20 protein-coding genes are annotated in these 24422 nt (G+C 68.3%); 17 read left to right on the forward strand and 3 right to left on the reverse strand.

What is annotated here, in order from left to right:
* Positions 1-13 precede the first annotated feature (13 nt).
* From C5B85_RS01160 to C5B85_RS01195, 8 genes are all read left to right on the forward strand, one after another.
* Positions 14-1072: a magnesium and cobalt transport protein CorA gene (locus tag C5B85_RS01160; protein ID WP_104284236.1), complete on the forward strand. Its 1059-nt coding sequence runs from the start codon at positions 14-16 to the stop codon at positions 1070-1072.
* A gap of 112 nt (positions 1073-1184) precedes the next feature.
* Positions 1185-2123, forward strand: a complete 939-nt coding sequence (locus C5B85_RS01165) for an alpha/beta fold hydrolase (RefSeq protein WP_104284237.1) — start codon at positions 1185-1187, stop codon at positions 2121-2123.
* 318 nt (positions 2124-2441) lie between these two features.
* Positions 2442-5027: a nitrite reductase large subunit NirB gene (gene nirB / locus C5B85_RS01170; protein ID WP_104284756.1), complete on the forward strand. Its 2586-nt coding sequence runs from the start codon at positions 2442-2444 to the stop codon at positions 5025-5027.
* The gene (gene nirD, locus C5B85_RS01175) at positions 5024-5443 is read left to right on the forward strand and encodes a nitrite reductase small subunit NirD (RefSeq protein ID WP_104284238.1); all 420 of its coding nucleotides are present in this window, start codon (positions 5024-5026) and stop codon (positions 5441-5443) included. The genes nirB and nirD overlap by 4 nt, the downstream gene beginning before the upstream one ends.
* Positions 5440-6675, forward strand: a complete 1236-nt coding sequence (cobA, locus tag C5B85_RS01180) for a uroporphyrinogen-III C-methyltransferase (protein ID WP_104284239.1) — start codon at positions 5440-5442, stop codon at positions 6673-6675. Before nirD ends, cobA begins: the two co-directional genes overlap by 4 nt.
* Positions 6672-7868, forward strand: coding sequence for a uroporphyrinogen-III synthase (locus tag C5B85_RS01185; protein WP_104284240.1), 1197 nt, complete (start codon positions 6672-6674; stop codon positions 7866-7868). The genes cobA and C5B85_RS01185 overlap by 4 nt, the downstream gene beginning before the upstream one ends.
* A gap of 179 nt (positions 7869-8047) precedes the next feature.
* Positions 8048-8773, forward strand: a complete 726-nt coding sequence (locus C5B85_RS01190; RefSeq protein ID WP_104284241.1) for a sirohydrochlorin chelatase — start codon at positions 8048-8050, stop codon at positions 8771-8773.
* A gap of 149 nt (positions 8774-8922) precedes the next feature.
* A complete protein-coding gene (locus tag C5B85_RS01195) occupies positions 8923-9789 on the forward strand; it encodes a formate/nitrite transporter family protein (RefSeq protein ID WP_104284757.1) in 867 nt (288 codons plus the stop codon).
* Between the two features lie 409 nt (positions 9790-10198).
* On the opposite strand, the gene gndA is transcribed toward C5B85_RS01195, so the two are convergent.
* A complete protein-coding gene (gene gndA / locus C5B85_RS01200) occupies positions 10199-11671 on the reverse strand; it encodes an NADP-dependent phosphogluconate dehydrogenase (protein ID WP_104284242.1) in 1473 nt (490 codons plus the stop codon).
* A gap of 212 nt (positions 11672-11883) precedes the next feature.
* Here gndA and C5B85_RS01205 point away from each other — a divergent pair, with 212 nt between their 5' ends.
* From C5B85_RS01205 to C5B85_RS19475, 6 genes are all read left to right on the forward strand, one after another.
* Positions 11884-12723: a hypothetical protein gene (locus tag C5B85_RS01205; protein WP_104284243.1), complete on the forward strand. Its 840-nt coding sequence runs from the start codon at positions 11884-11886 to the stop codon at positions 12721-12723.
* 177 nt (positions 12724-12900) lie between these two features.
* A complete protein-coding gene (locus C5B85_RS01210; RefSeq protein WP_104284244.1) occupies positions 12901-13500 on the forward strand; it encodes a 50S ribosomal protein L25/general stress protein Ctc in 600 nt (199 codons plus the stop codon).
* Between the two features lie 133 nt (positions 13501-13633).
* Entirely contained in the window at positions 13634-14227 is a 594-nt protein-coding gene (pth, locus tag C5B85_RS01215; protein ID WP_104284245.1) for an aminoacyl-tRNA hydrolase, read from the forward strand.
* The gene (dtd, locus tag C5B85_RS01220) at positions 14224-14661 is read left to right on the forward strand and encodes a D-aminoacyl-tRNA deacylase (RefSeq protein WP_104284246.1); all 438 of its coding nucleotides are present in this window, start codon (positions 14224-14226) and stop codon (positions 14659-14661) included. Before pth ends, dtd begins: the two co-directional genes overlap by 4 nt.
* Positions 14662-14731: 70 nt before the next feature.
* Positions 14732-18346: a transcription-repair coupling factor gene (gene mfd, locus C5B85_RS01225; protein WP_374953069.1), complete on the forward strand. Its 3615-nt coding sequence runs from the start codon at positions 14732-14734 to the stop codon at positions 18344-18346.
* A gap of 2 nt (positions 18347-18348) precedes the next feature.
* Entirely contained in the window at positions 18349-19248 is a 900-nt protein-coding gene (locus C5B85_RS19475; RefSeq protein ID WP_258070535.1) for a MazG nucleotide pyrophosphohydrolase domain-containing protein, read from the forward strand.
* Between the two features lie 118 nt (positions 19249-19366).
* Here the strand turns inward: C5B85_RS19475 and C5B85_RS01235 are convergent, their stop codons facing one another.
* Entirely contained in the window at positions 19367-20593 is a 1227-nt protein-coding gene (locus tag C5B85_RS01235; RefSeq protein WP_104284247.1) for a winged helix-turn-helix domain-containing protein, read from the reverse strand.
* Complete coding sequence (locus tag C5B85_RS01240; protein ID WP_104284248.1) at positions 20590-20868, reverse strand: hypothetical protein; 279 nt, start codon at positions 20866-20868, stop codon at positions 20590-20592. Before C5B85_RS01240 ends, C5B85_RS01235 begins: the two co-directional genes overlap by 4 nt.
* Positions 20869-20917: 49 nt before the next feature.
* On the opposite strand from C5B85_RS01240, the gene hisS reads away from it, so the two are divergent.
* The 3 genes from hisS to eno all read left to right on the forward strand — a co-directional run bounded on the left by hisS (position 20918) and on the right by eno (position 24325).
* Positions 20918-22231: a histidine--tRNA ligase gene (gene hisS / locus C5B85_RS01245; protein WP_104284249.1), complete on the forward strand. Its 1314-nt coding sequence runs from the start codon at positions 20918-20920 to the stop codon at positions 22229-22231.
* Positions 22232-22267: 36 nt separating this feature from the next.
* The gene (locus C5B85_RS01250; protein WP_146077793.1) at positions 22268-22942 is read left to right on the forward strand and encodes a hypothetical protein; all 675 of its coding nucleotides are present in this window, start codon (positions 22268-22270) and stop codon (positions 22940-22942) included.
* Positions 22943-23044: 102 nt separating this feature from the next.
* Entirely contained in the window at positions 23045-24325 is a 1281-nt protein-coding gene (eno, locus tag C5B85_RS01255) for a phosphopyruvate hydratase (RefSeq protein ID WP_104284251.1), read from the forward strand.
* Positions 24326-24422 lie beyond the last annotated feature (97 nt).

Here is a 24422-nt window from a genome sequence, read left to right on the forward strand (position 1 = left end):
AGGAGGACAGTCCGTGGCTCTGATCGACAACGGGATCTACGTAAACGGGCGCCGCTGCTTCACGCCTGCGACGCTCGACGAGACGTTCGAGAAGCTGCGAGAGCACGCTGGCATGGCCTGGATCGGCCTCTTCCAGCCGAGCGACGACGAACTGGACGCGGTCGCACGCGAATTCGACCTGCATCCGCTTGCCGTCGAGGATGCGCGGGTCGGGCACCAGCGGCCGAAGATCGAGCGCTACGGCACCACGCTCTTCGTCGTGCTTCGGCCGGCCTGGTACGTCGACGCGACCGAGACCGTGCACTTCGGCGAGATCCACCTGTTCGTCGGTCCCGAGTTCGTCGTCACCGTGAGACAGGCTGCGAGACCCGAGCTCGGGGACGTGCGTCAGCGCATGGAGCGCAGCCCAGCCCTGCTGAGCCTCGGGCCAGAGGCGATCCTGTACTCGGTGCTCGATGAGGTCGTCGACGGATACACCCCGGTCACTGCTGGCCTCGAAAACGACATCGACGAGATCGAGGACCAGCTCTTCGCCGGTGACGAACGGGTCACGCGCCGCATCTACGAGCTGCTCGGCGAGGTCATCAACTTCCAGCGCGCGACGAGCCCACTGCGGACAATCCTCGAGGCGCTCCTTCGCGGCGCAGAGAAGTACCAGACCAGCGAGGAGATTCGAGCCCGCTACCGCGACGTCCTCGACCACTCGCTGCGCATCGCGGAGCGCGCCGACTCTTTCCGCGTGCTGCTCGAGAACGCACTGACGGTGCACAGCACCTTGGTCACGCAGCAGCAGAATGAGGCGATGCGGGAGCTCTCGGAGGCGAGCCTCGCGCAGAGCGAGGAGACGAAGAAGCTGTCGGAGCAGAGCATCGCCCAGAACGAGGAGATCAAGAAGATCACCAGCTGGGCGGCGATCCTCTTCGCACCGAGCCTCGTCGGCACGGTTTACGGCATGAACTTCACGAACATGCCCGAGCTCGACGCAGAGTGGGGTTACCCCCTCTCGTTGTTGGCGATGTTGCTGCTCGGAGTCGGTCTGTGGTCAGTCTTCAAGTGGAGGAAGTGGCTGTAGGCGACGCGGGCAGAAAGAAGCGGGTCTCCCGTACTTCTGGCTGATGCGCGCCGGGTGGGCGAACGCGAGACTGGGCTGACCAGTGCGCTGTGCGCCGGTCGGGAAGGCTCGTGTGAAGAAGTTCGTCAAGACGTTGCTCAAGATCGTCGCCGCCGGATGCACGCTGATCGCTGTGGCCCTCGTGGCAACCACGTCCGTGAACGCGGTCGCGTCTGGCATCGAGGGCGGCAGGATCGAGGCCTACGGGCAGAGGGTCGCGGTCGACGGGCGCCAGATGAACGTCGTCGTGGCCGGCGACGCGGGGGACACCGTTGTGCTGCTCCCAGGCTTCGGCACCGCCGCTCCGGCGCTGGACTTCCAGCCGCTTGTTGACGACCTCGCCAAGGACCACCGCGTGATCGTCGTCGAGCCGTTCGGGTACGGCCTGAGCGACGGTACCGACCGGGAGCGCACCACGGAGAACATCGTCACGGAGGTGCACAGTGCCCTGCAGGCGCTCGGCGCATACAACTACGTCCTGATGGGGCACTCCATCGCCGGCATCTACGGGCTCGAGTACGCCGAGCGCTACCCGGATGAGGTGACGGCGTTCGTCGGCATCGACACCAGCGTTCCAGGGCAGCCTGGCATGGACACGCAGTTTCCCACTGGGCTGTTCGCAGCTGTGAAGAACCTCGGTCTCATGCGGCTCGTCGCCGCCGTCGGGGGAGTTGGCTACGAACTCCCCGCCTACTCAGACGAGGCCAGAGAGCAGATCGCACTCATCAGCAACAGAAACTCGCTGAGCCCGAGCTACCTCGACGAGATGGCGCACATCAGCACCAACTTCGAGGACGCCCTCGGCGCGAAATTCCCCGAGCAGCTCCCGCTTCTGCTGTTCGTCGAGGCCGACAACTCGAACAACCCCGACTGGATCGGCCTGCACGAACGGCAGGCGTCCGAGGTCGCCGACGGAACGGTCATCCCGATCGATGGGGAGCACTACCTACACCAATCGCACGCAGCCGAGATCGCAGCCGATTTCCGGGCCTGGGCGGACGAACGGGTCTAGCGCCCCCTCGCTCATCCAGGGGGCAATCGATTCCGAGAGGGTCGAGGTGGCGCGCCGACGCAGTCACCCGTTTCCGGTTTCTCACTTCTCACACCTTCCCCGAATCCGTGTGCCAAGGAAGTTGCCTCGGGGAAACAGCAGCAATCGCCCCGTGAAACATGCGGTTCCTACGCTCTGAGCATGTCAGCGACCACCGTCGCCGTTCATCCACGGAGGAGCCACCATGCGAGCACCAACTCGAAGTCACCGAGACGCGCTGTGATGAGCACGAAACAATTGCCGCACGGCGACGAAACATCCCCGACCTACGCTCACGACATGCTCCCCCCGGCACCGCGCTCCCGTCACGTCGTGGTGATCGGCGCGGGCATGGTCGCGCACCGCTTCATCGAGTCGCTGCGTTCGCAGGATTCCGACGGGGTGTGGGCCGTCACCGTCATCGGTGACGAGCCCTGGCGTCCCTACGACCGGGTGCAGCTCACGAGCACCTTCTCCGGCGTCGACCCGGCCGCCCTCGAGCTGGGCAGGCCGCTCATGTGGTCGCACCCGAACGTGACGCTCCGCACCTCCGAGACGGTGACGAGCATCCACCCGGAGACCCGCACCGTCGTGACGTCGCTCGGCGCGACCGAGCACTACGACGAGCTGGTCATCGCCACCGGGTCATCCGCCGCGAAGCCTCCCATCGTCGGGGTGCATGCACCAGGCGTGCACGTCTACCGCACGGTCCAGGATGTGGTCCAGCTGAAGGCCGAGGTTGCCGAGTTGTCACAGCGGCTCGGCCGCAAGGTCTGCGGCGCGGTCGTCGGTGGCGGCCTGCTCGGGCTGGAGGCGGCTGGCGCCATGGTCGCACTCGGCGCCGAGTGCACCGTGGTCCAGTCCTCCGGCCACCTCATGTCCGCGCAGCTCGATGCGGGCGGCGGTGAAGCCCTTCGGCTCCTCATCGAGCACCTCGGGGTGGATGTGCGCACCGGGTCCCGCGCGAGCGCTGTTGTCCTCGACGCCGACGGCCGCGCGGCCGGCCTCGAGTTCCCGGACGGCGAGCCCGAGCTCGCCGACCTCGTCGTCTTCGCGGTCGGCATCACGCCCCGCGACGAGCTCGCCCGCGACGCGGGGCTTGCGCTCGGCGCTCGCGGTGGCATCGAGGTCGACGAGGCGTGCCGCGCATCCGCTGCGAACATCTCGGCGATCGGCGAGGTCGCCTCGATTGAGGGCGAGTGCTTCGGTCTCGTCGCCCCCGGCTACTCGATGGCGGAGGTCGTCGCCAATCGGCTCACCGGGGGAGCTGCGACGTTCCCCGGCGTCGATCTCTCGACGAAGCTCAAGCTCACGGGCGTCGACGTCGCCAGCTTCGGAGACGCCTTCGCCGAGTCGCCGGGCGCGCTCGAGGTCACCTACGCCGACCCGGTCGGTGGCGTCTACAAGAAGCTCGTCATGTCGGACGACGGCAAGGTGCTGCTCGGCGGCATGCTCGTCGGAGACGCCTCCGCCTACACCTCGCTGCGCCCCATGGTCGGACGCGAGCTCGGCACCGACCCCGCCGCCTACCTGCTCCCGGCCGATGGCATGCCGGAGGTCGGCAGCGACCTACCTGACGACGCCACCGTCTGCTCGTGCAACAACGTCTCCGTCGGCGCGGTCCGCGGCGCCGTCACCGAACACGCTTGCACCGACCTCGCGGGCGTCAAGGCCTGCACCAACGCCGGCACCGCCTGCGGCTCCTGCGTGCCGCTGGTCAAGAAGATCTTCTCGACGGAGCTCGCCAAGACGGGCGTCGAGGTCAGCAACGCGCTCTGTGAGCACTTCGCGCTCTCGAGGGCCGGGCTCTTCGACGCCGTGCGCGTCACTGGCCTCTCCACCTTCACGAGCATCATCGAACGCCACGGCAACGGCGGTCGCGGCTGCGACATCTGCCGCCCCGTCGTCGCCTCCATCCTCGCCTCGCTTGGCAACGGGCACATCCTCAAGGGCGAGCAGGCGGCCTTGCAGGACACGAACGACCACGTCATGGCGAACATGCAGAAGGACGGCACCTACTCGGTCGTCCCGCGCATCCCCGGCGGTGAGGTCACGCCCGACGGGCTCATCGCGATCGGCGCCGTGGCCAAGGAGTACGGGCTCTACACGAAGATCACGGGCGGCCAGCGCATCGACCTCTTCGGGGCCCGCATCGAGCAGATGCCGGAGATCTGGAAGAAGCTCATCGACGCCGGCTTCGAGTCGGGCCAGGCCTACGGCAAGGCCCTGCGCAACGTGAAGTCGTGCGTCGGCTCGACCTGGTGCCGCTACGGCGTGCAGGACTCGGTCGCGATGGCCATCTTCCTCGAGCTGCGCTTCCGTGGCCTCCGCTCGCCGCACAAGCTGAAGTTCGGGGTCTCCGGATGCGCGCGCGAGTGCGCCGAGGCGCGGGCCAAGGACGTCGGCGTCATCGCCACCGAGAAGGGCTGGAACCTCTACGTCGGCGGCAACGGCGGGTTCACGCCCCGCCACGCGGAGCTCCTCGTCGAAGACCTCGACGACGAGCAGCTCATCACCGCCATCGACCGCTTCATCGGCTACTACATCCGAACCGCCGACCGCATGCAGCGCACCGCGCGCTGGATCGAGGACCTCGACGGCGGCATCGACACGCTGCGCGCCGTCGTCCTCGAGGACAGCCTCGGCATCGCGGCCGACCTCGACGCCATGGTCGCGAACCACGTCGACAACTACAAAGACGAGTGGCAGGAGGCGCTGAACGACCCCGAGGTCATGCAGCGCTTCGTCTCCTTCGTCAACGCCCCGACCACACCAGACCCCTCGCTCGGCTACGTGCCGGAGCGAGGCCAGCTCCGCCCGGCCAACGAGGCCGACCGAAGCGCCGGAACAGTAATCGCAGGAACGACCCTGGAGGTCCGACGATGACCATCGCACTCGATACCAGAGGCACCGCCTTCGACCACCTGCTCGAGGACGCCCCGCAGCGCTGGGTCGCCGTCTGTCCCATCCAGGCGCTCCACCCGGAGCGTGGCGTCGCCGCCATCTTGGACGGCACCCAGATCGCGCTGTTTCGGCTGGGCGACGACCGGGTGTTCGCCGTACAGCAGGCCGACCCATACTCTGGGGCCCAGGTCATGAGCCGCGGGCTCATCGGCACGCGTGGTGCAAGCGTCACCGTCGCATCCCCGATGTTCAAGCAGGTCTTCGACCTCGCCACCGGAGAGTGCCTCGACACGGTGGGCAAGGATGCACGCACCCTGTCCACCTACCCGGTGCGCATCGAAGACGGTACGGTCCTCGTCGACATGGGGATCGGCATCGAGGGACGGCAGTCGCGATGAGCACCCTCATGGCCCTCGACTTCACGGGCCGCGACGTCCTCATCGTGGGAGCGGGCGCCGTCTCCGCGAGGCGAGCACAGAAGTTCGTCACGGCAGGCGCATCCGTCACCGTCGTCGCCCCCGAACTCGGCGGCACCCTCGGCGGTCTCGTCGCCGACGGCCTCGTCACCTGGCTCGACGAACCCGTGCGAGCCGCGCACCTCGATGGGGCCTGGTTCGTGCACACCGCGACCGGCGACAAGGCCACCGACCTCCTCGTCGCCGAATGGGCGAACGAGCGCCGCGTGTGGTGCGTCAACGCGAGCGACGCATCTGCAGGCAGCGCCAAGACCCCAGCAACCTCGGATTCCGGAGCCGTCGAGATCGGCGTCGTCTCCAAGGAGGGCGCCGACCCGCGCCGCAGCCGCCTCATCTGTGACCAGCTCGCCGAAGGGCTCCGCGCCGGGGATATCGACCTGCGCAGGCACCGGAAAGGCGCCGGGCGCGTGGTGCTTGTCGGCGGAGGGCCCGGCGACGCCGACCTCATGACGCTCCGCGGCCGTCGCGCCCTCGCGGAAGCCGACGTCGTCGTGTCCGACCGCCTCGGTCCGCGCTCCGTGCTCGCCGAGCTGCCCGCCGATGTCGAGATCATCGATGTCGGCAAGCAGCCAAGGCACCACCCCGTGCCGCAGGAGGAGATCAACCGCATCCTCGTCGAGAAGGCCCAGCAGGGACTTGTCGTCGTGCGGCTCAAGGGCGGCGACCCGTTCGTCTACGGGCGCGGCGGTGAAGAGGTACTGGCATGCAACGCGGCGGGTATCCCCGTCGAAGTTGTGCCCGGCATCAGCAGCTCCATCTCGGTGCCAGCCGCGGCGGGCATCCCCGTCACGCACCGGGGCGTCGCCAACTCCTTCCAGGTCGTGACCGGCCACCAGCGCCTCGGCGCCGAGCTGCTGCGCTCGGTCAAGGGAGACACCTGCACGCTCGTCGTGCTCATGGGCGTCTCTGCGCTCGGCCGCATCTGCGGGGAGCTCGTGGATGCGGGGGTGCGCGACGACATGCCCGTCGCGATCGTCGAGAACGGCCACACCCCACGCCAGCGTGTGACGAGGGGAAGCCTCCGCACGATCGACGCGACCGCGCGCAGCGTCGGCGTCGCCAACCCCGCCATCATCGTCATCGGCGAGGTGGCCCAGTTCGGCCTCCTGCAGGCCGCACGCACGCTCCAGGAACAGGACGCACTGTCAGCATGAGCCCCGAACCCGCGAGCGGGGCGCGCGGCCGCGCACCCCAGGAACAGCACCTGGCCGGCGTCGTCGTCGTCGTGACGAGCGACCGCCGTTCCGGTGAGCTCGCGACGGCTCTCGAGCGACGTGGGGCGATCATCCGCCACTCGCCGTCGCTCAGCATGACCGCGGTCGAAGACGACGCCGACCTCCTCGACGCGACGAAGCGCGTCATCGCCAACCCGCCCGACATCGTCGTCGCGACGACGGGCGTCGGCTTCCGCGGCTGGATCGACGCGGCGGATGCACACGGGCTGGCCGAGGACCTCGTCGCGGTGCTCTCCCGCGCGCGCATCGTGGCGAGGGGCCCGAAGGCACGCGGGGCCATCCAGGCCGCGGGCCTCAACGCCGACTGGGTCGCCGAATCGGAGACCTCCGCGGAGCTCGCCCAGTTCCTCCTCGCCGAGGGCGTCGAGGGTGCGCGCATCGCGCTCCAGCACCACGGCTCCGGCGCAGACGGCCTCGACGAGGAGTTCGCGGCGGCCGGCGCCGACGTCGAGAGCCTCATCGTCTACAAGTGGGGACCGCCAGCCGACCCCGCCCTGCTCGCCCGCTGGGCGCTCAAGGCGGCCGACGGGGAGGTCGACGCCATCGTCTTCACATCGGCACCCGGGGTGGTGGCGTGGCTCGGTTCCTTCTCGGACGAGTCGGACTCGTCAGGCGGCGAGGATGCGCTTGACGTGGGCGCTTCCGGTGCCCTCGAGCGGCTCAAGGCACGCTGCCGTGACGGCTCCCTCGTCACCGTCGCAGTCGGCCCCATCACCGCGGCGCCCCTGCGGGCCGTCGGCATCGAGCCCGTCGTTCCGAAGCGCGGACGACTCGGCGCGCTCATCCGCGAACTCATCGAGCACTACGCCCAGCGAGCTGCCGAGGGCATCGAGACCGAGGCGGGCCGCCTCTTCCTCCGCTCGAGCTGCGCCGTCATCGGCGACGACGTCATCGAGCTGTCGCCGGGCGCGCTGCGCGTCCTGCGACTGCTGGCCGCCAACCCGGGCGGCGTCGTGAGCCGCGAGCAGATCCTCGCCAGGCTGCCAGGCAACCCGACCACCAATCACGCGGCGGACGTCGCCGTCGCGCGCCTTCGCGAGTCGTTCGGCGACCGGGCCATCGTGCAGACCGTCGTGAAGCGCGGCTACCGGCTGCGCATCCGCGCGACGTGAGCGGAGCAGGGGAACACAACCGCAGCACGCGCGGTGTCGCAGCGCCGCGTGACGGCGCGATCCGAGGGACGAGCATCAGGGGTAGCGCGCGAGGACAGCGCACGGGAGCGGCGCATGAGGACAGCGCATCAGGATACAGCGCGAGGACAGCGCACGAGGACAGCGAGAGTGAGCACCAAATGAACGACAACGAGCAGCACCCGCGGCCGACGATTCTGGTCGGGGCGTCCCACGGCACCGACAACGCAGACGGTCAGGCCGTCATCCGCGAGCTCCTGCGCCGCGTGCGGGCGATGCGGCCCAGCGTACTGGTCGTCGAGGCGTTTGTCGACGTGCAGCAGCCGAGCCTCGTCGAGGTGCTCGCCGGCCTGCCCGCTGAAGCTGACGTCGTCATCGTGCCAGTGCTGCTCACGGTCGGCTTCCACACGCAGGTCGACATCGCCGAGGCCGCCGCGGCACGCCCCGGCACCTCGGTCGCGGCGCCTCTCGGGCCGGACACCAGGCTCTCGCAGCTGCTCTGGGACCGATTCGTCGAAGCTGGCGGCAGCGCCGACGACGGCGTCGTCATTGCCGTCGCGGGCTCCACGGCGGCCGCCGCCGTGCCCCGCTTCCACGAGCTGCGCGAGCAGTTCAACGCCATCGGCGGCGCGGATGCTCGGCTCGGCTACGGCGCGGCCCTCGACCCACGAGTGCCGGCGGCCGTCGACCTGGCGCGAGGCTCGGGAGGCGCCGAGTCGCGCCGGGTCAGCATCGCCAGCTACCTGCTCACACCCGGCTTCTTCCACGACCGGGTCACCGAGTCCGGCGCCGACATCGTGGCGGCGCCCCTCGGCGTCGACGATCGCATCGCCCAGATCATCCTCGAGCGATTCGACGCCGTCGCCCCCGCCGCGGCCTCCGTCTGATCGCACTTCTCACAGCCCCGGGGCGAGGGCGAGAGGGAAAAGAAACCAGAACGCACCGCACGAGCCACGGGGCCGAAACTGCACCCGAATAGCTTGTGGATATCGGGCCGAATGTGGCCGCAGAGCATCGCCAGAGCGAAAGGGAACCCGTGTCCTACGTCAAGCCGAATGACCTCGTCACCACCATGATCGATGCCGGGGAGAGCAAGATCTTCCTGTCGACTCGCGACACCATCATCCGCTCGACCATGGGCGGCGCATTCCTCACCATCGCGGCCGCCTTCGCGGTGACCGTCAGCGTCACGACCGGCGTCCCACTGCTCGGCGCGCTCCTCTTCCCCGTCGGCTTCATCATGCTGTACCTCCTCGGCTACGACCTCCTGACGGGAGTGTTTGTGCTCGGCCCCCTCGCCTGGCTCGACAAGCGCCCAGGCATCACCCTCCGCGGGGTGCTCCGCAACTGGGGCCTCGTGTTCATCGGCAACTTCATCGGCGCCTTCACCATCGCCGTGCTCATGGCCATCGTCGTGACGAACGGCTTCGCCACTCCGCCGAACGCGGTCGGCGAGGCCATCGGGCACATCGGCGAGGGCAGGACCGTCGGCTACGCCGAGCACGGCGCATCCGGCATGCTCACCCTGTTCGTCCGCGCCGTGCTGTGCAACGCCATGGTCGCGACCGGTGTGGCCCTCGCGATGATCTCCAAGAGCGTCTCCGGCAAGGTCATCGCAATGTGGATGCCCATCATGCTGTTCTTCTTCATGGGCTTCGAGCACTCCATCGTGAACATGTTCCTGTTCCCCTCCGGCTTGCTCCTCGGCGCCGACTTCACGCTCATGGACTACCTCATCTGGAACGAGATCCCCACGGTCGTCGGCAACCTCGTCGGCGGACTCCTCTTCGTCGGGCTCCCGCTGTACTACACCCACGGCCGCACGCGAGCATCCCGGGCGCTCGCGCCGAAGGCCGCCGCAGCGCTCGCCGAGACCGAGGCGAAGGCCCCCGCCGCCGCCTGAGTTCCTTCCCCCTCCCCGCCTCCACTTCGAAAAATCGGCCAGATGCATCCTCCTTCGTTCGGGAGCCTGCATCTGGCTGACTTTTTTCAGCGTTTCGGCGCTGTTTCAGCCCCCTCCCTCCCTGCCTGCCTTCCTGTGTGTGCGCCCAGCCGTCCGGCCTGGCCCTACCCCTGGCAGCAGAAGTCGGTGAGTTGCACGCTCACGTCGTTGTGAAGGTGCGTCTAGCTGACGCATGCGGCGGATGCGGCGGATACGGCGGTTGTGGCGCGAGGGCAAGGGCATCCGTTTGCGGCGACAGCCCGGCGGGGAAGCTCCGCGGCTTCTCCGCGGACGCAAAAAGGCCCCGGCCTTCAGGTGGGTACCTGAAGGCCGGGGCCTCTCGCGTTGCGTCGGCCGCTCGCCTGGCGAGTTACGCGTTGTGCTCGGTGCGGTCGCCGGACCAGTCGGTGTGGAAGACGCCGTCGCGGTCGACGCGCTTGTAGGTGTGGGCGCCGAAGAAGTCGCGCTGGCCTTGGATGAGGGCGGCGGGGAGGCGCTCGGCGCGCAGTCCGTCGTAGTACGACAGCGAGGAGGAGAACGCGGGGGCGGGGATGCCGGCCTGCGCTGCCTGGACGACGACGCGGCGCCATGCTGCCTGGGCGGTGTTGACGGCGTCGGTGAAGAAGGGCGCGGTGACGAGGGCCACAAGGTTCGGGTTCTCGGCGTACGCGTCGGTGATGCGGTTCAGGAAGCGGGCGCGGATGATGCAGCCTGCTCGCCAGATTGCGGCGATGTCGCCCTTCTTGATGTCCCACCCGTACTGCTCGGCGCCGGCGATGATGGCGTCGAAGCCCTGCGAGTAGGCGATGATCTTGGACGCGTAGAGCGCGAGGCGCACGTCTTCTACGAAGCCGTCGGCGTCTTCGACCTGGAAGCCGTCGGGGCCTGGCAGGGTGCGGGATGCGGCGCGCTGCTCGAGCTTGGAGGACACGGAGCGCGCGAACACGGCTTCCGCGATGCCGGAGACGGGCACGCCCAGATCGAGGGCGGTCTGCACGGTCCAGGCGCCGGTGCCCTTGGCACCGGCGGCGTCGAGGATGACATCCACGAGCGGGAGCTGCGTGTCGGCGTCGACCTGGCGTAGCACCTCTGCGGTGATCTCGATGAGGTACGACTCGAGCTCGCCCTTGTTCCATTCGGCGAAGATCTCCGCGATCTCTGCTGGCGACTTGCCCGTGCCGCGGCGGATGAGGTCGTAGGCCTCGGCGATGAGCTGCATGTCGGCGTACTCGATGCCGTTGTGGATCATCTTCACGAAGTGGCCGGCGCCGTCGGTGCCGACGTGGGTGACGCAGGGCTCGCCCTCGGCGACCGCGGCGATGCCGCGCAGGATGGGGCCGAGGGTCTCGTACGACTCGACGGTGCCGCCTGGCATGAGGGAGGGGCCGTTGAGGGCGCCTTCTTCGCCGCCGGAGATGCCGCAGCCCACGAAGTGGATGCCCGTCTCGCGCACGGCAGCCTCGCGGCGGCGGGTGTCGGTGAAGAGGGCGTTGCCGCCATCCACGATGATGTCGCCCGGCTCGAACGCCTCGACGAGCTGGTTGATGACCGCGTCGGTGCCGGCGCCTGCCTGCACCATGATGATCGCCGTGCGGGGCTTCTGGAGGGAAGCCGCGAAGTCGGCCACGCTCTCGGAGGGCACGAACCCGGCCTCGGGGTGTTCCGCGACGAGCGTGCGGGTGCGCTCGGGGGAGCGGTTGTACACGGCGACGGTGTTGCCCTCGCGGCTCGCGAGGTTGCGTGCGAGGTTGGAGCCCATGACGGCCATGCCGACAACGCCGATGTTCGCGCTTGGGGACGAGCCGGTTTCCGAGGAGATCGAGGGGGCAGCGTCAGTGGTCATAGATGCGTCTCTTTCAAAGTGGATGCGAGCTCCCGTCAGGGCGATGCACGGGACACTCCACGGTATTGCACGACGGGCAGTCGTACCCTGACTTGTGGCACGAGCAAGGCAACCATTTCCGAACATGACGAAACGGCGCCGAACTCGGCACACAGCCAGGACGATAGCTGGCTGCGTGCGTGACCGCGAGCACCAAGACAGGGAGACACCCAGTGGCTGATCACGACGCCCGCACGAGAGCCTACGATTTCGGGCGCCCAGACGATGACGGCGACGCCATCACCGACGAGCAGCCGACGACGGCGATGCCCAGAACTCGCGCAACGCCGAGCGCTCCGTCGTCCCAACGCGCCCCGTCGTCGAGCCTGTACGCGGGGAGCGAGGAGTCGACGCGCGTCATCCCGCAGCAGGCACCGCCGCCCGCGCCGGCAGCAGTCGCGCCGGGCCGTCCCGCGAAGGAAGCCAGGCAGCAGCCGCGTGCCCCGCAGCAGGCCGGTCTGACGGATGCTCGGGGTGCCGACAGCAGGAACGGCCGCGGCCGCGAGTCGGCCAGCCCCAGCGTCTGGGCGCGTATCGGATCCGTCTTCCTCGCCGTCCCGCTCTACGTCGTCTGCCTCGCCGCCTTCAGCGCGATTCCGGTGCTCATCATCGTGTCTGGTGTCTCGGCCTCCGCCGGCAGCTTCCTCGGGGACGGTGGGGGAGTCTCGCCCGTCTGGACGATGCTCGTCACCATGCTGGCGGCTGTCGGTTTCTTCCTCATGGCCCTCACGATGCGGTTGTCCGGCACTGGCTCCGTCGTCGCCGGGGCGCTCTCGGTGCTCGCGGGGCTCGGCTGCTTCCTTCTCCACGCTCAGCTCACCGCCGCTATCGCCGCCGCCCCGCTCTGGCAGGACGAGCTCGCCACCTTCGCGCTGTTCGCCGGCCCCGCATCCGGAATGGCGGTCTCGCTGCTCGCAGCCGAGCTAGTGGTCTTCGGGTTCGCCATGCTGGGCGCAGGCGCCGCCGTGAGCAGCGCCCGCCGCCATGGCTGGCGCAAGGCCGTCGGCTTCTGACGAGGCTCTGCACAGCGGTTTTCGAGAACGAGCCCCCACAGCGCTCGGTATGACGTAAAGTAGGGGGCTGAACTTCGGCGAGGGGCCGTTAGGCCCGTGATCGACGCGGTGATGTGTCCTTGAACGGGCCTCCACACGCTTCCTCAGTCTGTCGAGAACCACCATCAAGGAGACAACATGGCAGAGACCAACAAGCTCAGCGTTGAACTGCGCGACAAGTTCGGCAAGGGCGCAGCCCGCAAGATCCGTGCCGCTGGCAAGATCCCCGCGGTCCTCTACGGCCACGGCACCGAGCCCCGCCACCTGACCCTCCCGGGTCACGAGACGATGCTGCTCATCCGCAAGGCAAACGCGCTCATCGAGCTCGACATCGAGGGTGACGCGCAGCTCGCGCTTGTCCGCGACGTCCAGCGCGACCCAGTGCGTCAGATCATCGAGCACCTCGACCTCGCGGTCATCCGCAAGGGTGAGCGCGTCGAGGTCGACGTGCCGCTGCACCTCATCGGCGACCCGTTCCCCGGCACGATCGCCGTCCAGGACGCGACGACGATCCTCGTCGCCGCAGACGCGACGGCCATCCCGAGCTTCATCGAGGTCTCGGTCGAGGGCCTCGAGGACGGCACGCTCATCCACCGCGAAGACCTCAAGCTCCCAGAAGGCACCGTGCTCGTCGACCTCGCTGAGGACGCCGAAGAGGTCGCTCTCGTCTCGATCCAGACGCCTCGCGGCGAGGACGAGGACGAGGACGCAGAGTCCGAAGAAGCAGCAGCCGAGTAATTTCCCGTCTGGCGTCGTCGCTTCGACGCAGCTTCGTCGGAAGGCGGGTGGCTTCGGCCGCCCGCCTTTCGCGTTCCCATCGATACGACGAGCCGCCGAGCAGAGCGTCCCGTCACATGAAAGGCTTTGCAGCATGGCAGCAGACACCTGGCTCGTGGTCGGACTCGGCAACCCGGGGGAGAAGTACGCGAAGAACCGGCACAACGTCGGGCAGTTCGTCGTGGACGAGCTCGCGAAGCGACTCGGAGCCAGCTTCTCGAGGCACAACAAGGCGAACGCCCGCACGGCAGAGGGGCGCACGGCGCCCGGCGGCCCGAAGCTCGTGCTCGCGAAGTCGAACGGGTACATGAACACCTCCGGCGGGCCGGTCTCGCAGCTCGTCGACTACTACGGTGTCGACGTCGACCACGTCGTCGTCGTGCACGACGAGCTCGATCTGCCCTTCGACACGCTCAAGCTCAAGGTGGGTGGTGGCCACGGTGGACACAACGGGCTCCGTGACATCAGCGCTGCTCTCGGCGACCCCGGCTACCTGCGTGTGCGCGTCGGCATCGGGCGCCCGCCGGGCAGGCAGGACGCCGCCGACTTCGTGCTGAAGGACTTCGCGGGCAGCGAGCGCGAGCTGCTTCCCGTGCTTGTGGGCGATGCGGCAGACGCTGTCGAGCTGATCGCCAGCGAGGGCATCCAGGCCGCGCAGCTTCGCGTCCACACGGCAGCCGGCGCGTGAAGCTCGTCATCCAGCGCGTTTCCGAGGCGAGCGTCACGGTCGAAAACCGTGTTGTGGGCAGCATCGCGGAGCCAGGCCTGCTCATCCTCGTCGGAGTCACGCACTCCGACACCGAAGCGGATGCGGGCAAGCTCGCCCGCAAGGTGCTCGGGTTGCGCATCCTGAACGACGAGAAGTCCGTGCTCGACATCGGCGCGCCCGTGCTGGTCGTCAGCCAATTCACGCTCTACGGGGACGCGCGGAAGGGACGTCGGCCGTCGTGGTCGCTCGCGAGCGGCCGAGCGCATTCGGAGCCGCTGGTCGACGCCTTCATCGAGGCTTTGCGCGACGGGGGCGTGCGCGTCGAGACGGGCGAGTTCGGGGCCATGATGCAGGTCGCGAGCATCAACGACGGACCCTTCACCGTGCTCCTGGAGTCGGCAGACCTCGCCTAGACGCCCTTCAGCACGGCCCGGTCTCGGGAGTGTAGGAAGTATCTTCGGCTCTGCGCGTACAATTCCCCGAGTGACTCTGCACGGCTTCGTACGCTCCATCCAGTCCACCCCTTCTTTCGAGCGCGCCATGGGGCGCGCCGGTCGTGACACCGACTTCTCGCTTGTCGACGGCGCACGGGCGCCGCTCATCGCGAACCTCCTCGCCGCGCGCCAGGCGGAGCTGGGCTCTGCCCCCATGCTGTTCGTGCTCACGGCCACGAGCCGCGAGACCGAGCAGTTCGGTGCTGACCTGCAGACGTTTGTCCCGGATGCGCACATCGCGGAGTTCCCCGCTTGGGAGACGCTCCCGCACGAGCGCCTGAGTCCGTCGGTGGAGACCACGGGCCGGCGTCTGCGAGCCATGCGCGAGCTCACGGAGTGGAAGGCTGGCGACAAGACGGCGCCGTTTGTGCTGCTCGCCTCGGTGCGCGCCGCCCTCCAGCCCCTGCTGCCCGGCCTCGATGCCGCCACGACCATCCGCCTCGAGCGCGGCTCGCGCGGCAACGACCTGTCCAGCCTCGCCCTGCAGCTTGTCGACCTCGCGTACTCGCGCGTGGACATGGTCACCCGTCGTGGAGAGTTCGCCGTGCGCGGCGGCATCCTCGATGTGTTCCCGCCCGACGCATCGCACGCGCTGCGCATCGACTTCTTCGGCGACGAGGTCGACGAGATCCGCGTGTTCTCCGTGGCCGACCAGCGCTCGCTCGAGTCCGAGGTCACCGAGGCGCTCATCACGCCCGCGCGTGAGCTGCTCCTCACCGAGAGCGTGCGCCAGCGGGCCCGCGAGATGCAGCACGAGTTCCCGAACCTGCAGCAGATGCTCGCCAAGATCGCCGAAGGCATCCCATCGGAGGGCATGGAATCGCTTGCGCCGGCGCTCGTGAGCGAGCTTGTCCCCATCACGAGCTACCTGCCAGAGGACGCCGCCATGGCGGTGCTCTCGCCCGAGCGCGTCGCGACGCGCGCCGTGCACCTCTCCGAGACCAACCACGAGTTCCTCGAGGCCGCCTGGAGCGCGGCGACCGCAGGTGCGGACGCGCCCATCGACCTCAGCTCCGGTGACTTCCTCACCGTCTCGGGGCTGCGGGATGCTCGCGGGGCGCGGCCGTGGTGGTCGTTCTCCCCGTTCCAGACGCTGGAGATCCCGGAGGAGCAGCTCGATGCGAGCGAGATCCTCGCGGTCAAGATCGAGGGCGACGCCGTGCCGAGTTTCGCCGGCAACGCCGACGGCGCCATCGAGCACGTGTCCGCACTCCTCAAAGACGGCTGGCGGGTTGTCGTCACGAGCCAGGGACCCGGCCTCGTGGAGCGCGCGAGCCAGCTGCTGTCCGAGCACGGAGACGGGGCCAGGCTCGTCGACGAGCTGCCGGATGAGCTCGAGACCGGGGTCGCGTACCTCACCCAGTCGCCCGTATCCACCGGTGTGCAGGTGCCGGGCGAGAAGCTCGCCCTGGTCACCGAGACCGACTTCTTCGGGCGCTCGGTGGGTTACGACTCCCGGCAGCCCAAGAAGCTCGCGAGGCGTCGCGCGAACTCGGTTGTCGACCCGCTGCAGCTCAAGGCGGGCGACTTCGTCGTGCACGAGACGCACGGCATCGGCAAGTTCGTCGAGCTGCGCCAGCGCGAGGTGCAGGCCGGCGGCCGCAATGCCCCGAAGACCGTGCGCGAGTACCTCCTCATCGAGTACGCGCCCTCCAAGCGTGGCCAACCGGGTGACAAGCTCTTCATCCCGACCGAGCAGCTCGACCAGCTCACGAAGTACGTCGGCGGCGAGGCGCCAGCCCTGTCGAAGATGGGCGGCTCCGACTGGTCAGCCGCCAAGGGCAAGGCGCGCAAGGCCGTCCGCGACATCGCGGTCGAGCTCGTGAAGCTCTACAGCACGCGCATGGCGTCGAAGGGGCACGCCTTCGGGCCGGATACTCCCTGGCAGCACGAGCTCGAGGAGGCGTTCCCGTTCGTCGAGACGCCCGACCAGCTGCAGACGGTCGATGAGATCAAGCGCGACATGGAGCGTCCCATCCCGATGGATCGCCTTGTCTCCGGTGACGTCGGCTTCGGCAAGACGGAAGTCGCCGTGCGCGCCGCGTTCAAGGCGGTCCAGGATGGCAAGCAGGTGGTCATCCTCGTACCGACGACGCTGCTCGTGCGCCAGCACCATGAGACGTTCTCCGAGCGCATGGCGGGCTTCCCCGTCACCATCAAGCCCCTCAGCCGGTTCCAGTCGAAGAAGGAGTCGGAGGAGACGATCCGTGGACTCGCCGACGGTTCGGTCGACATCGTCATCGGAACGCACCGGCTGCTCACCGACTCCATCGCGTATAAGGATGTCGGGCTCATCGTGATCGACGAGGAGCAGCGGTTCGGCGTCGAGCACAAGGACGCTCTCAAGAAGCTCAAGGCAAACGTCGACATCCTCGCCATGAGTGCGACGCCCATTCCTCGAACCCTCGAGATGGCCGTCACGGGGATCCGCGAGATGTCGACGCTCGCCACCCCGCCGGAAGACCGCCACCCGATCCTCACGTTCGTCGGCGCGAAGTCCGACCGGCAGGTGGCGGCGGCGATCCGTCGCGAACTGCTGCGTGAGGGCCAGGTCTTCTACGTCCACAACCGCACCGCATCCATCAACCGGGTCGCGGCCGAGATCGCCGAGCTCGTGCCTGAGGCCCGCGTCGCTGTGGCACACGGCAAGCTCAGCGAGAACCGGCTCGAGCAGATCATCGTCGACTTCTGGGAGCGCAAGTTCGACGTGCTCGTGTCGACGACGATCGTCGAGACAGGGCTCGACATCGCGAACGCCAACACGCTCATCATCGACGACGCGGAGCGGTACGGCCTCAGCCAGCTGCACCAGCTGCGCGGACGCGTCGGCCGCGGCCGCGAGCGCGCCTACGCCTACCTTCTCTACGACGGAACGCGTCCGCTCACGGAGACCGCCACGGACCGCCTCGAGACGATCGCCGCGAACAACGAGCTCGGCTCGGGTATGCAGGTCGCGCTCAAGGACCTCGAGATCCGAGGCGCCGGGAACCTCCTCGGCGGCGAGCAGTCCGGGCATATCGCAGGCGTCGGCTTCGACCTGTACCTGCGCATGATCGGCGAGGCAGTCAACACGTTCCGCGGCGAGGTCGCGGAAGGCCAGACCGAGCTTCGCCTCGAGATCCCCGTGGATGCACGCGTGCCGGAGGACTACGTCGCGAGCGAGCGACTGCGCCTCGAGGCCTACCAGAAGCTGTCGAGCGCCTCGAGCCCCAACGCCAAGCCCGGGCAGATCGGGCTTGTCCTCGAAGAGCTCCAGGACCGCTACGGTGAGCCGCCCATCGAGGTGCAGCGTCTCATCGAGGTCTCGAAGCTGCGGCGACTCGCCGTCAAGGCGGGCCTCGGCGAGCTTGTCGTCTTCGGCAAGACGCTCCGTATCGGGCCAGCCGAGCTGAGCGACTCGAAGCAGATGCGCCTGCGCCGAATGTACCCGGGGTCGAAGATCGTCGACGCCACGAACTCGCTCGCCATCCCCGTGCTGGAGGGCCGCGACGGCAACCAGCCGAGCGACGAGGAGATGCTGATCTGGGTGCGCGGCATCCTCAAGGCGATCTTCGAGATCGAGGACGAAGCAGTCGAGGTGCCGAGCGACACGGAGGCCAAGTAGCCGTGGTCGACGCGAGCGAGGGCTCCGAGCCTCTGATGCGTTCCGGGCTCCCAGCGCGTTACGAGCATCCCGCTCGTTCGGGCCACCCTGGACTGTCGGCGCATCCGGAGCTGAACCGGCTGCTCGCCGTGGTGGATGCGTTTCGCGGTGCGGGCGGATGCGCCTGGTACGAGGAGCAGACCCACGCGTCGCTCGTGAAGTACCTCACGGAGGAGACCGCGGAGCTCGTCGAGGCCCTCGAGGACGACAACCCGGCAGATATCAAGGAGGAGCTGGGGGACGTTCTTTTCCAGGTGCTCTTCCACTCCGACATCGCGGCCCAACGGGGGAGCGGCGCCTTCACCCTCGAGGACGTCGCCCGCGAGCAGGCCGACAAGCTCCTGCGCCGGAACCCACATGTCTTCGGGCCGAATCCCACCCGCGACATCGACGAGATCATCCGCCTGTGGCAGGAAGCGAAAGCCATCGAGAAGCGCGACCGCACGAGCGTCCTCGACGGTGTGCCCCGCGATATGTCGGCGATTGCGCTTGCCCAGAAGCTCCTCGGCAAGGAGCGCCAGGTCGGCGCGGTGCCCGCGGCGCCGGTCAGCGTTGACGTCTTCACGTCCGATTCGGGATGGGTTTCTCACCTCGGGATGGGTTGCAACCCATCCGGAAGCGAGAAAGCCATCCCGAGTCCTGCGGCCGCGGAGCTCGCGGCGCCTGCTGTTGTCTCCGAAGCCGAGGCGAGACTCAAGGGCGGCGCGGACGCCGACGCCGATGATGAGCTGGCGCTCGGGCGAACGCTGCTGGCGCTCGTGCGCCACGCGGATGCGCGTGGCCTCGACGCCGAGCGCGCCATGCGGCTCGCGAACCGCGAACTCGAGCAGAGCATCCGCGCGGCCGAAACCCGAGACGTCTGACCCTGCTCGAACGCTGCCCGGCGATTCGCCCTCTGGGGTGAGGCTCACAGGGCGAATCGCCGGGCAGCGTTCGGCCGGGCCAGGCCTGGCCAGGCCGGCCGGCAGGATGCGGGGTGGGTCAGCGGTTGGAGGTCAGCGCGCTCGACAGGTCGCCGGCGAGGTTACCGCGGTCGGCCACGACGATGTCGTCGAGGTTCTGCCAGGCGGCCGCGTCGCCAAGCAGCAGCGCCGTGCGTTCGGCGATGTCGGCGGGCGCATCCGCTTCGCTCCACGCCGATTGCACACGCAGGATGCGCGACTGGCGGTCGTTCTTCAGGTCGATGCGGCCGACAATCGCATCGCCGAGGAGGATGGGCAGCGAGTAGTAGCCGTACACGCGCTTGTGCGCCGGTGTGTAGATCTCGATGCGGTAGTGGAAGTCGTGCATCCGCTCGCCTCGTGGCCGGAACCAGACGACTGGGTCGAAGGGGGAGAGGAGCGCCGCGGCGTCCATGGTGCGCGGGTGGCGGGCGTCGCGGTGCAGCCAGGCGAGGCCGGGTTGGCCCTCTTTGCCCCACTCGGCGACTTGCACGGGCAGGACCTCGCCAGAGTCAGAGAGCTCCTCGAGCGCGGTCTTCGTGAGCGCCATCGGCACGCGGAAGTAGTCGGCCAGGTCAGCCGTCGTGCCGATGCCGTGGGCGGCGGCTGCCATGCCGGTGAGCTCGCGGACGGCGTCGCGCGTGCTCACCTCAGCACCCAGGACTTCGGGGGGAAGCACCTGCTCTGGCAAGGCGTATCTCCGCTCGAATCCCTTGCGGGGAGCGGATGCGAGCTCGCCCCAGCGGAAGAGGTATTCGAGCACGATCTTGACGTCGGACCATTCCCACCAGGTTCCGCGCCGCTTGTTCGCCTCGTGTTCGAACTCGCTGGCGGCGAGCGGGCCTCGCTCGAGGAGCTCGGCGCGCAGCCAAGCGATCGTCGCCGCATGGCCCTCGAGGAACTCCGCGTTCTTGCGGCGGTCTCTCTGCTCTTTGTCGCGCATCCGCCACGCGAACAGCGGCAGTGACGAGACGGGGAGGATAGCCGCCTCGTGGGCCCAGTACTCGGTGAGGCGCGGTTGGCGACCGGACGCGAGCCGGTCGAGCGCCGCCTTGTCGTAGCCGCCCAGTCGAGAAAACACCGGCATGTAGTGGCTCCGCTCCCACACGTTCACGGAGTCGATCTGCAGCAGGTGGATGCGCGAGAGCAGCGAGCTCAGCTGCCTCGTTCCGGTTTGGGTCGCGGTGCTTCGCGCGCCGAACCCTTGGGCTGCGAGCGCGATGCGCCGGGCCTGAGCCGCACCGATGAGGGGGAGTCGGGTGGTCATGCCTCGTCGCGCCGTTCGAGCGTGATCTCGACGCGGCCGCTTTCGACGGGCAGCGGGCCGCCGGCGACAGGTGTGGGGGCCGGAATCACGCGCTCCGCCTCGAGAGTCGCCGCGGCCTCGGCGTGGGTGGGTGCAAACGCCTGGTCGACCCCGGTCATCGCGCCAGACAGGGCACCTCCGACGCGTGGGCGGCCTGGGCGGCCGATTCGCGAGAAGCTCCAGAACATGCCGACTGCGAAGAGGAGCGCCACTGAGAGGAGAACGATGCCGGTCACAGCGCGCCCTCGAACCCTTCGCGTGCAATCATCCTGCGAGAATAGTGCAATGGCTTCTCAGATCACTCCGCCTCGTGGCATGCGCGATTTCCTCCCGGCAGACAAGCGCAGGCGAGAGCGCATCCTCGGAACGATCCGGGAGGTGTACACGAGGCACGGCTTCGATGAGATCGAGACGCCCGTGGTCGAGGACACGGCTCGCCTGCACTCGGGGCTCGGTGGCGACAACGAGAAGCTGTCCTTCGCCGTCATGAAGCGTGCGCTCGACGGCGACGCGCTTGCTGCCGCCGCTGAATCCGGCGATTCGCTCTCTCTCAGCGATCTGGGCCTGCGCTTCGACCTGACGGTGCCGCTCGCCCGCTTCGTCGCAACGCACCGCGGCACGCTGCCTGGCGTGTTCCGCAGCCTGCAGATGGCCCCGGTCTGGCGCGCTGAACGCCCGCAGAAGGGGCGGTACCGCCAGTTCGTGCAGTGCGACATCGACATCATCGGCGAGCCAGGGGCGCTTGCGGAGGTCGAATTGCTTGTGGCCTCCTCAGCCGCGCTTGTTGAGCTCGGCCTCGACAACTGCACGATCCGAGTCAACGACCGGCGCCTCCTGACGGCACTGCTGGTGCACTGCGGGTTCGCGGAATCGGAGCACGGCGCCGCGCTCATCACGATCGACAAGCTCGACAAGGTCGGGCCCGAAGGGGTCGCGGCCGAACTCGCGACGCTCAACGCGACGGCGGCCCTGCAACTCGCCGCGGCCCTCGCCACGTGGGCGCCACTGCTGGAGACGGGTATCCGTCTCGACCTCGAGACGATCCTCACGAGCCTGCCCGGCGCGCTCCGCGAGGACCCTGCCGTTGTCGAGGTCGTCGAGGGCATGGTTGAGATCGCGGATGCGGCTGCCGCGGCGGGTGCATCCATTCGGCTTGTGTTCGACCCGAGCCTCGTGCGCGGCATGGGCTACTACACGGGCACGATCTTCGAGGCGGCTCACCCCGAGTCTGGGTCGTCGGTCGGCGGCGGAGGGCGTTACGACGGCATGATCGGCCGCTTCCTCGGTCAGGATGTGCCGGCCTGTGGTTTCTCGATCGGCTTCGAGCGCATCGTCGACCTTGCAAAGCTGCCCGAGACGGGGGAGGAGCGGGCCGTTGCTCTGCTCTTCGACAAGCGAGCATCCGTCGCTGACATCGCGAAGGTCAAGGGTGCGGTTGTGCGCTCGGGGGCCTCGCGCGTGCGCGTGGCGAAGAAGCCCAAGAACGTGCGCGGCCTTCTTGCCTCGCTCGCCGAGCAGGGGTTCACGCACGCGGCGCACGTCCGTGACGAGCACGTTGCGGCGCCTGAAATGCTCAGCTTCGAAGCGCTCCAGCAGTAATAGCCTGGCACCTCCGAACGAGGGGGAGCTTTGGAATTGAGCACTCGACAGGGGAAACCAGCCGACAGAGTCCGGAAGCGTTGGCTCGCGTCCGTGGGCCTCGCGGTAACAACGGCAACGTCACTGAGCGGATGCTCACTGCTCGGCGAATGGGATGAGCCCTTCGCTTACCAGGAAGTTGTGATCCCGGAGTCCGTTGCTGAGCCCGGAAGCCGTTTCGAGTACCGGGAGACGGCGCTGCTTCCGCTTGAGGACGGTCGCGAGGTCGCCGTAACGTTCACTCAGGTCATGACGGGCCTCCACGAGAACGCCGGGCTCGCGGAGATCGGACCAGATTGGACGACTCCGGGGTCAATGAACGTCACCATCGGCATGCAAGGCGACGCGGCGCATGGGGTGTCGGCGCTCCCGCCTGACCTCGTCGGCATCCTCGATGACGGCTCCGTTGCTGCTCGAGCAACGGTGGAGGAGGCTCCCGACGCGGTCGCCTGCGATCTGCTTCTTCAGGTCCCAGAACAGGATGACGCGGATTCTCAGCAACTTCGGTGCGCGATCTACCTCGTTCCGGCGGGACGTGAGCTCATCGAAGTCCGCTGGGTGCCCGTGGATGCTGAGTCCGGCTACCAAGAGCGCCCGGTCACTTGGCGAGTGCCAAGCATGGAGGAGCTCATGACGGAGGAGCTGGCGAAGATGCCCGCACCGACCTCGTGACCGGAGGCGCCGCGCCTTCCTCACGTTCCTTCTGCCCCTATACACTGGCGAAGGACCGCGTCTCTGGCGGTCCGTACGCTACTGATTCGCAAGGAGCATCCTGTGGCCCTTATTGACGTCGTCCACGCCCGCGAGATCCTCGATTCCCGAGGCAACCCAACCGTCGAGGTCGAGGTTCTGCTCGATGACGGATCGACCGGCCGCGCGGCCGTGCCGTCCGGTGCATCCACCGGTGCCTTCGAAGCCTTCGAGCTGCGCGACGGCGACGCCGACCGCTACCTCGGCAAGGGCGTCCAGAAGGCCGTCGAGGCCGTCATCGACGAGATCGACCCCGCCATCGAGTTCTTCGACGCAAGCGACCAGCGCCTCGTCGACGAGGAGCTCAAGGAGCTCGACGGCACCCCGAACAAGAAGCGCCTCGGTGCGAACGCCATCCTCGGCGTGAGCCTCGCAGTCGCGAAGGCTGCAGCCGACTCGGCTGGCCTCCCGCTCTTCCGCTACGTCGGTGGCCCGAACGCTCACGTGCTTCCCGTGCCGATGATGAACATCATCAACGGCGGCGCGCACGCTGACAACGGCATCGACGTGCAGGAGTTCATGATCCTCCCCATCGGTGCAGAGACCTTCAGCGAAGCGCTTCGCTGGGGCACCGAGGTGTACCACCAGCTGAAGAAGACACTGCACTCGAAGGGGTACGCGACGGGCCTCGGCGACGAGGGCGGCTTCGCTCCCGACCTGCCAAACACGCGTGCGGCACTCGACCTCATCGTCGAGGCCATCGGCGCGACGAAGTACGAGATCGGCACCGACATCGTGCTCGGCATGGACGTCGCCTCGAGCGAGTTCTTCAAGGACGGCAAGTACCACTTCGAAGGTGCTGAGGTCTCGGCTGAGGAGATGACGGCCTTCTACGAGAAGCTCGTCGCCGACTACCCGATCGTCACCATCGAGGACCCGCTGGACGAGGACGACTGGTCGGGCTACCAGGCCCTGACCGCGGCCATCGGCGACAAGGTGCAGATCGTCGGAGACGACCTCTTCGTCACCAACCCCGAGCGCCTCCAGCGCGGCATCACCGAGGGCGCAGCCAACTCGCTCCTCGTGAAGGTCAACCAGATCGGCACGCTCACGGAGACGCTCGACGCTGTCTCGCTCGCGCAGCGCGCCGGGTACACGGCCATCCTGTCGCACCGTTCGGGTGAGACCGAGGATGCAACGATCGCGCACCTGGCGGTCGCCACGAACTCGGGCCAGATCAAGACGGGTGCGCCTGCTCGCACCGACCGCGTCGCGAAGTACAACGAGCTCCTCCGCATCGAGGAAGAGCTCGGCGACGCCGCCGTCTACGCAGGACGCAGCGCCTTCCCGCGCCACAAGGCGTAAGGGTCTCGCGACAGGCGTAAGTCACGCCGCACGGCGTAACGGCTGAGTCGCGCGGATCATCGCGACACACGAACGGGTCGGGGCAAGTCCCCGGCCC

This window comes from Pseudoclavibacter sp. AY1F1, assembly GCF_002931075.1.
Classification (GTDB): Bacteria; Actinomycetota; Actinomycetes; order Actinomycetales; family Microbacteriaceae; genus Pseudoclavibacter.

Bases quoted from the DNA above. Each gene is read 5' to 3' on its own strand.
- hisS (WP_104284249.1), top strand. From the start codon at position 20,918: ATGGCTTCTCAGATCACTCCGCCTCGTGGCATGCGCGATTTCCTCCCG.
- nirD (WP_104284238.1), top strand. From the start codon at position 5,024: ATGACCATCGCACTCGATACCAGAGGCACCGCCTTCGACCACCTGCTC.
- cobA (WP_104284239.1), top strand. From the start codon at position 5,440: ATGAGCACCCTCATGGCCCTCGACTTCACGGGCCGCGACGTCCTCATC.
- pth (WP_104284245.1), top strand. From the start codon at position 13,634: ATGGCAGCAGACACCTGGCTCGTGGTCGGACTCGGCAACCCGGGGGAG.
- C5B85_RS01210 (WP_104284244.1), top strand. From the start codon at position 12,901: ATGGCAGAGACCAACAAGCTCAGCGTTGAACTGCGCGACAAGTTCGGC.
- nirB (WP_104284756.1), top strand. From the start codon at position 2,442: ATGCTCCCCCCGGCACCGCGCTCCCGTCACGTCGTGGTGATCGGCGCG.
- C5B85_RS01185 (WP_104284240.1), top strand. From the start codon at position 6,672: ATGAGCCCCGAACCCGCGAGCGGGGCGCGCGGCCGCGCACCCCAGGAA.
- gndA (WP_104284242.1), bottom strand. From the start codon at position 11,671: ATGACCACTGACGCTGCCCCCTCGATCTCCTCGGAAACCGGCTCGTCC.
- C5B85_RS01235 (WP_104284247.1), bottom strand. From the start codon at position 20,593: ATGACCACCCGACTCCCCCTCATCGGTGCGGCTCAGGCCCGGCGCATC.
- C5B85_RS01190 (WP_104284241.1), top strand. From the start codon at position 8,048: ATGAACGACAACGAGCAGCACCCGCGGCCGACGATTCTGGTCGGGGCG.